At 44.5% G+C, this 8,420-nt stretch carries 6 protein-coding genes and 2 pseudogenes; 6 read left to right on the top strand and 2 right to left on the bottom strand.

What is annotated here, in order from left to right:
* Window positions 1-127 precede the first annotated feature (127 nt).
* Together HU824_RS04525 and HU824_RS19660 are read left to right on the top strand one after the other, a co-directional pair.
* Window positions 128-244, top strand: a pseudogene (locus HU824_RS04525) (L-ribulokinase); the annotation flags it as partial.
* Window positions 244-381: pseudogene (locus tag HU824_RS19660) on the top strand (IS982 family transposase); the annotation flags it as partial. The pseudogenes HU824_RS04525 and HU824_RS19660, both read left to right, overlap by 1 nt.
* 77 nt (window positions 382-458) lie before the next feature.
* On the opposite strand, the gene HU824_RS04520 reads toward HU824_RS19660, so the two are convergent.
* Entirely contained in the window at window positions 459-1,343 is an 885-nt protein-coding gene (locus tag HU824_RS04520) for a DMT family transporter (RefSeq protein ID WP_136008813.1), read from the bottom strand.
* 350 nt (window positions 1,344-1,693) lie between these two features.
* On the opposite strand from HU824_RS04520, the gene leuS reads away from it, so the two are divergent.
* The 3 genes from leuS to HU824_RS04505 all read left to right on the top strand — a co-directional run bounded on the left by leuS (window position 1,694) and on the right by HU824_RS04505 (window position 6,120).
* The gene (leuS, locus tag HU824_RS04515) at window positions 1,694-4,531 is read left to right on the top strand and encodes a leucine--tRNA ligase (RefSeq protein WP_176468218.1); all 2,838 of its coding nucleotides are present in this window, start codon (window positions 1,694-1,696) and stop codon (window positions 4,529-4,531) included.
* Between the two features lie 68 nt (window positions 4,532-4,599).
* On the top strand, window positions 4,600-5,502 hold the full coding sequence (locus HU824_RS04510; protein ID WP_168354264.1) for a YitT family protein: 903 nt from the start codon (window positions 4,600-4,602) through the stop codon (window positions 5,500-5,502).
* A gap of 39 nt (window positions 5,503-5,541) precedes the next feature.
* Window positions 5,542-6,120, top strand: a complete 579-nt coding sequence (locus HU824_RS04505) for a non-canonical purine NTP diphosphatase (RefSeq protein ID WP_176468217.1) — start codon at window positions 5,542-5,544, stop codon at window positions 6,118-6,120.
* A 71-nt stretch (window positions 6,121-6,191) separates the two neighbouring features.
* On the opposite strand, the gene nadA is transcribed toward HU824_RS04505, so the two are convergent.
* Window positions 6,192-7,130, bottom strand: coding sequence for a quinolinate synthase NadA (gene nadA / locus HU824_RS04500; RefSeq protein WP_255260466.1), 939 nt, complete (start codon window positions 7,128-7,130; stop codon window positions 6,192-6,194).
* 563 nt (window positions 7,131-7,693) lie between these two features.
* Between nadA and HU824_RS04495 the strand changes: the two genes are divergently transcribed.
* The gene (locus tag HU824_RS04495) at window positions 7,694-8,221 is read left to right on the top strand and encodes an RNA methyltransferase (protein WP_136009123.1); all 528 of its coding nucleotides are present in this window, start codon (window positions 7,694-7,696) and stop codon (window positions 8,219-8,221) included.
* Window positions 8,222-8,420: the final 199 nt, after the last annotated feature.

The following is an 8,420-nucleotide window of genomic DNA, read 5'->3' as shown; positions in this document are numbered from 1 at the left end:
CTGATAGAGGTCGTACACCTCCTGGTAGTTTACTTTTTCTTTTGCCATAATCTTTGTTAGTAATTGGTTATGGCGCAAAGATATGCTGGGTTGCGATGCGTGTCAAGGCGGAAAATAGAATGGTTACGGAATACTGACACGTATCATGGGAACATCCACCTGCGACATCATGGTTACCGACAAAGACGAGGTAGGCGGACGCTGTATCAAGGGAATCTGCGGTCAGGTGGACGGTTCGGTAGTTGTTTCAAGCATTATTATAAGGGATATGCGTGCAAGCATTTGACACATCTTTTCCCCCACCATGTATCGTACAACCGTTTTGTGGAATTGGAAAAAGAAGTACACTTCATATTAGATGGGAGTAATACATTAAAAAAACATTACTTTTAATATAGGGTGACGTCTTTTATTATTTTAAATACTTATCTATCAGTTGTCCATAAGTTAATGAAACCCTATTTCATTATCTTTCCTGCCCAATAAACTCCCCCCAATATCAGCACCGCCCCCATCAAAGCAACCATAGTAAGCTGTTCTCCAAGCAGAAAAGCAGAGCCTACCAGAGTGAAGAGAGGATTCAGATAAATATAGTTGGAAGCTCTTATCGTTCCCAGCTGTTTCAATACCACATTCCAGACTACAAAACAAATCAAGGAGGCCAACACACCCAGGAAAAGCAGATTGAACAGAATAGCCGGCTCGAGAAGACGAGCAATGTCGAAGTTCCAAGGATGAACCAGAAATGCAGGAAGAATAGTCAATACTCCATAAAAAAATATCTTACGGGTAATGAAAGTTATACCATAACGGTTGGACATTTTCCTCATTATTAAGCTATAGAATGCCCAGGAAAAAGCTGCAAGCAAAGTAAGGAAATCACCTAAAGGAGAAATCTTCAATACAAAACTACCATTATAAACCACCAATGCCACACCAACCAACGCCAGCAAAGAACCAGCCATCAATCCACGGGTAACTTTTTCCTTCTTGTAAATCCACAAAGAAAGAATGGTCGTGAGCAACGGTGCCGTACAGACAATAAATGCCACATTCGTAGCCAATGTAATCTCTAAAGCTGTATTTTCCGTAAAAAAGTAAAATGAACCGCCTGCTATACCTCCTAAAAACAACCAAAATTCATCTTTCCAATTATCAGCAAACAGTTTTCGTGGAGAAATAAACCAGATGCCCAGATAAGCTATCAGGAAACGAAGGAAGAATATTTCTTGCGGGGAAAGGCCATGTCCAATCAATACTTTCGTTGAAATAAAGGTCAGCCCCCAAATACCTACCGTAAGAACGGCGACAAGATGATAAGTATAATTTTTCATTGCGTTCATACACTTCCGATAAGTCGCGCAAAGATACGACTTTCTTCTTCAACACAATAACGCGAAGGATGAAATCTTCCCAGACTTCATCCTTCGCTATATCCTAAAAATCTTTTAGAAAATATCCTATTGAATAATTTAGTTACTGTTTGTATTATAAATAAAAAATTAGTTTTAAAAGCACATCACAAATCTAGGCAATAAAAAGTGAATTATCAAGCCTTTGCCATTGTTTTTTATGTTACTTCGCTACAAATCTGAAAATAAACCCGTAACTTTGCACCGATATCAACCGGATACTAACCGGTTTTAACCATTGAATAAACAATGTTTTCAACAAAATATTAATTAGTACCACTATGGAATACAATTTCAGGGAAATTGAAAAGAAATGGCAGAAAAGGTGGGTGGAAAACAAAACCTACCAAGTGACGGAAGACGAAACGAAGAAAAAATTCTATGTACTGAACATGTTCCCCTACCCTTCCGGTGCAGGATTGCATGTAGGTCATCCGCTAGGATACATCGCTTCAGATATTTACGCCCGCTACAAACGACTGCAAGGTTTCAATGTACTGAATCCCATGGGATATGATGCTTACGGCCTTCCAGCAGAACAATATGCCATACAAACGGGACAGCACCCTGCAATTACGACCGTCAACAATATCAACCGATACCGTGAACAGTTGGATAAGATAGGATTTTCCTTCGACTGGAACCGGGAAATCCGTACTTGCGACCCGGAATATTACCACTGGACACAATGGGCTTTCCAAAAGATGTTCAATAGCTACTACTGCAACGACCAGAAGCAAGCCCGTCCCATCCAGGAACTGATAGATGCTTTCCCAATATACGGAAACGAAGGATTGAACGCCGCATGCAGCGAAGAACTGCACTTCACTGCCGAAGAGTGGAATGCCAAAAGCGAAAAAGAACAGCAGGAAATCCTGATGAACTACCGCATCGCCTACTTAGGTGAAACGATGGTGAACTGGTGCCCACAGCTGGGAACCGTACTTGCCAACGACGAAGTGGTGGACGGCGTCAGCGAACGCGGTGGTTTCCCCGTTGTCCAGAAGAAGATGCGCCAATGGTGCCTTCGTGTATCTGCCTATGCACAACGCTTGCTGGACGGACTCGATACCATCGACTGGACCGATTCCCTGAAGGAAACACAGAAAAACTGGATAGGACGTAGCGAAGGTGCCGAAATACAATTCAAAGTGAAAGACAGCAATCTGGAATTCACTATCTTCACCACCCGTGCAGACACTATGTTCGGCGTTACCTTCATGGTTTTGGCTCCCGAAAGCGAACTGGTATCGCAACTCACGACCGATGCACAGAAAGACGAAGTAAATGCTTATCTGGAACGCACCAAGAAGCGTACCGAACGTGAACGTATTGCCGACCGTAGCGTTACCGGTGTGTTTTCCGGAAGTTATGCCGTCAATCCCTTCACTGGTGAGGCTGTTCCTATTTGGATAAGCGACTATGTACTTGCCGGATATGGTACGGGAGCCATCATGGCTGTGCCTGCACACGACAGCCGTGACTATGCTTTTGCCAAGCACTTCGGCCTCGAAATCCGTCCGTTGGTAGAAGGCTGTGATGTAAGCGAAGAGAGCTTCGATGCCAAGGAAGGTATCGTATGCAACTCTCCACGCGAAGGCGTTACTTCCTATTGCGACCTTTCACTGAACGGGTTGACCATCAAGGAAGCGATTGCCGCTACCAAGAAATATGTGAAAGAACATAACTTGGGACGTGTAAAGGTGAACTTCCGTCTGCGTGATGCCATTTTCTCACGCCAGCGCTATTGGGGCGAGCCGTTCCCGGTTTACTACAAAGACAACATGCCTTACATGATTGACGAAAGTGCCCTCCCCCTGGAATTGCCCGAAGTAGCCAAATTCCTGCCTACCGAAACCGGTGAACCTCCATTGGGACATGCCACAAAATGGGCTTGGGATACTGTGAACAAATGTGTTGTAGAAAACGAAAAGATAGACAACATCACCGTCTTCCCGCTGGAACTCAATACTATGCCCGGATTTGCCGGTTCAAGCGCCTATTATCTGCGTTACATGGACCCGCACAACCACCAGGCGATTGTAGATAAAAAAACAGATGAATACTGGCACAATGTAGATCTTTACGTAGGCGGCACCGAACATGCCACCGGCCACTTGATATACTCCCGTTTCTGGAATAAGTTCCTGCACGACCTCGGCTTTTCCGTAGCCGAAGAACCGTTCCAAAAGCTGGTGAACCAAGGTATGATTCAAGGACGGAGCAATTTCGTCTATCGCATCAAAGATACCAATACATTCGTATCCCTGAACCTGAAAGACCAGTACGACACTACCCCACTCCATGTGGATGTGAATATCGTGTCCAATGATGTCCTGAACCTTGAAGCTTTCAAAGCATGGCGTCCCGAATACGAAACCGCCGAGTTTATTCTGGAAGACGGCAAGTACATCTGCGGATGGGCTGTGGAGAAGATGAGTAAATCCATGTTCAATGTGGTCAATCCCGACATGATTGTCGAAAAATACGGTGCCGACACTCTCCGTATGTACGAAATGTTCCTGGGACCGGTAGAACAATCAAAGCCGTGGGATACGAACGGAATAGACGGTGTACACCGCTTCATCAAGAAGTTCTGGTCATTGTTCTACGACCGCAACGGCAATTATCTGGTAACGGATGAACCTGCCACCAAGGAAGAATTGAAATCCCTCCATAAACTAATCAAGAAAGTGACGGGAGACATCGAGCAATTCTCTTACAACACAAGTATCAGTGCTTTCATGATTTGCGTGAACGAGTTGTTCGGAATGAAATGCAGCAAGAAGGAAATCCTGAACCAGTTCATCATCGTTCTGGCTCCCTTTGCTCCGCATGTATGCGAAGAGTTGTGGGAGACACTAGGCAATACAGAATCCGTATGCGATGCCAAGTGGCCGGTATACAACGAAGAATACTTGGTGGAAAATACGGTCAACTACACAGTTTCCTTCAACGGAAAGGCACGGTTCAACATGGAGTTCCCCGCAGATGCGGCATCGGATGCGATACAGACTGCCGTATTGGCCGACGAACGCTCTGAAAAATGGATGGAAGGCAAGACCATCGTCAAGGTAATCGTAGTGCCGAAGAAGATTGTAAACATCGTTGTAAAATAAATGAATAATGGATGATGAGTGAACCTATGACTCATCACTCATCATCCGTACCTGTAACTTTAATCAATATGAAGATTACAAAGCCAACCAAAGCGGAAGTGATGAGAGAAGTGAAGGATTATGTCTTCATTACTTTCGGACTCATCAGCTATGCCTTGGGATGGGTGGCGTTTCTGCTTCCCTACCAAATTACCACCGGAGGCACTACCGGTATCAGCGCCATCCTGTACTACGCCACGGGATTTCCCATCCAGTGGTCCTACTTCATCATTAATGCCGTGTTAATGACATTTGCCATCAAGATACTCGGTCCCCGATTCAGCATCCGCACCACGTTTGCCATCTTCGGACTGACATTTCTCCTTTGGATTTTTCAGGAACTGATGAAAGGGGCCGACGGAACACTCCCCCAGCTTCTGGGCGAAGGGCAGGACTTCATGGCTTGCCTGATAGGTGCGGCCATGTGCGGTACAGGATTGGGAGTAGTATTCAACAACAACGGAAGTACGGGAGGCACGGACATCATTGCCGCCATTATCAACAAATACAAGGACGTGACGCTGGGACGCATGATTATGGCTTGCGACGTTGTCATCATCAGTTCCTGCTATTTCATCTTCCACGACTGGCGACGGGTGATATTCGGTTTTGTAACCCTGTTTATCATAGGTTTTGTACTGGACTACATCATAAACAGCGCACGACAGTCCGTGCAATTCTTCATCTTCTCCAAAGAATACGACAAGATTGCCGACCGCATCACCAAGGAAACCCATCGTGGTGTAACAGTGCTCGACGGTACCGGCTGGTACAGTAAGCACAACGTGAAGGTACTCGTTGTCCTTGCCTACAAACGCCAATCGATAGAAATATTCAGGCTGGTGAAAGACATAGACCCGAACGCTTTCATCTCACAAAGCTCCGTCATCGGGGTATACGGAGAAGGGTTCGACCGGTTGAAAGTGAAATAGAGACTTGTATAGGTCACACAGGTATGAGGAGAACATGATATGAGAAAGAAATTTGTATTTGCCACCAACAATTCACACAAACTGGAAGAAGTGACCGACATCCTGGGAGAGAAGGTCGAACTTCTCAGCATGAAGGATATCAAATGTGATACTGACATTCCGGAAACTGCAGACACTCTTGAAGGAAATGCTTTGCTAAAAGCAAGATATATTTTCGATAACTATCATCTGGACTGTTTTGCCGATGATACCGGCTTGGAAGTGGAGGCCCTTGGCGGGGCACCGGGTGTATATTCCGCCCGTTATGCCGGCAATGCACACGATTCGGAAGCAAACATGAAGAAATTGCTGAAAGACATGGAGGGCATCGATAACCGGAAAGCGCAATTCCGTACCGTATTTGCACTTATCATCGACGGAAAGGAACATCTGTTTGAGGGCATTGTGAAAGGAGAAATCGCAGAAAACAAAAAAGGCACTTCAGGCTTCGGCTACGATCCCATATTCATTCCCGAAGGATATACGCAGACTTTTGCCGAAATGGGGAATGAACTGAAGAATAAAATCAGTCACCGGGCATTGGCCACCGCTAAACTTTGCAGGTTCCTGATGAAATAAAGCCAAAGTACTCCCCCCTCCTCCCAGAAGGAGAATCGGGGGGAGTACCGGTGTTATAAGATGACGGAGGATTACAACCCCAGTTGAGCCGATATTTCCAACATCCTCTTGATCGGTTTCACTGCTTTTTCTGCAATCTCGGCATCCACCTTTATTTCCGGTGATTCGTTTTTCAAGCAATCATAAAGCTTTTCCAATGTATTCAGTCGCATGTAGCCGCATTCATTGCAGGCGCAAGTGCTGTCGTTGGGAGGAGCCGGAATAAACGTTGTCTGCGGGCATTGTTTCCGCATCTCGTGCAGGATACCGCTTTCGGTGGCCACGATATAGCTCTTTTCGGGATGCGTCACTGCATACTTCAACAAAGCTGCCGTAGACCCTACCACATCAGCCAGTTTCAAGACCGTACTCTTGCATTCGGGATGTGCCAGTACCACCGCATCGGGATGTTGCTGTTTTATTTCAACAATCTTTTCAACCGAGAATTCCTCGTGTACATGGCATGCGCCATTCCATAATAACATATTTCTTCCGGTAACGGAGTTGATATAATTGCCCAAGTTCCGGTCCGGTCCAAAGATTATTTTCTCATCTTTGGGGAAGCTTTCCACGATTTGCTTTGCATTGGTAGAAGTTACCACCACATCAGTCACCGCCTTTACGGCAGCCGTTGTATTCACATAGGATATCACCGTATATCCGGGATGCTCTTTGACAAACTGACTGAATTTGTCTGCCGGACAACTGTCTGCCAACGAACAGCCTGCCGCCATGTCGGGCACCAGTACCTTCTTGTCGGGACAAAGCACCTTTGCCGTTTCTCCCATGAAGTGCACGCCGCACATCACGATAATGTCCGCTTCCGTCCGTGCCGCCCATTGTGCCAGAGCCAAGCTGTCGCCCACGTAATCGGCTATATCCTGTATCTCACCTTTCTGGTAGTAGTGTCCCAGAATAACTGCGTTCTTCTCCAGCTTCAGCTGTCTGATAGCTTCTATAAGATTATCCATAATCATATTTTTTAATTTCTCTTTCTTCTTTAAAAATCTTTTGATAGTGATGATAGGCTGTTAATAGTGTGGACAAATAAATGTGATTTTTCTTGCCCATGAAGTTATTAGTATCAAGCCGAATTTTACCCTTATGCTTATAAACCGGAGTTTTGAGTTTTATCCGTTGATAATAAGACTTCTGTAAAACAGCATTAACATGTTGTTAATAATATGCAAAGTTAATAACTTTAGGGTTATAAATCGATGAAATCGGACTGAAAAATATGTTGAAGCAACCCTTGAAAGTTCTTCTTAACTTTTTTGGTTTGTTCGTTGCGGTATCGTAATATGCAGACCTTTGAATAATGCAAGGATTATTTTTAAAATTGTTTCCCTGTTGTATCGACACCTTTTCAACGGTTATTAACTGGGATATAAACGGAAAAAAGTATCTTTGCAGTATCAATGGAAACAAGGGATATTGTCCTGTTTGACAGACACTGGTGTCTGACGTGACAAAGTCCAGTGTTTGTCAGATAGCATATAAATTATTGTATAATAATGTATTAAATAACATCGTCATGCGTAAACTGAAGATAATGGAACTGAATCGTATCAGCATAGAAGAATTTAAGGAAGCCGAAAAGCTACCTTTGGTGGTGGTATTGGATAATATCCGCAGTCTCCATAATATAGGTTCCGTCTTCCGTACCTCGGATGCTTTCCGCATTGAGTGCATCTATCTTTGTGGCATTACGGCTACCCCGCCCCATCCGGAGATGCACAAAACTGCCTTGGGAGCGGAATTCACAGTAGATTGGAAGTATGTTGATAACACTGTTGAAGCTGTTGACAACCTTAAGTCCGAAGGATACACGGTCTATTCCGTGGAGCAGGCAGAAGGCAGCGTGATGCTGGACGAACTGGTGCTTGACAAGACTGAAAAGTATGCCGTGGTAATGGGAAACGAAGTGAAGGGCGTCCAACAAGAGGTGATTGACCATTCGCACGGTTGCATTGAAATTCCCCAGTACGGTACGAAGCATTCGCTGAATGTATCGGTCACGGCAGGTATTGTCATCTGGGACTTATTCAAGAAACTGAGATAAGCCCTTTTTTCTTTATGTATAATATAACGGAATGGCATAATCAGCAGTATTAACAAGCTTGTTGATAAGCTGTCAATATATCGTGTTTATTCCATCCATGGATGGAATAATTAGGTGGAAACGGGAAAGAGAATGAACAACGGTTTATTTGGTTATTAACAGTATTTATTTATTGATAATCAGTTGTTTGTTGTGATGT

It is taken from the genome of Bacteroides sp. L10-4, assembly GCF_013373675.1.
GTDB lineage: Bacteria > Bacteroidota > Bacteroidia > Bacteroidales > Bacteroidaceae > Bacteroides > Bacteroides muris.
This window is presented reverse-complemented; position numbering and strand designations above follow the sequence as displayed.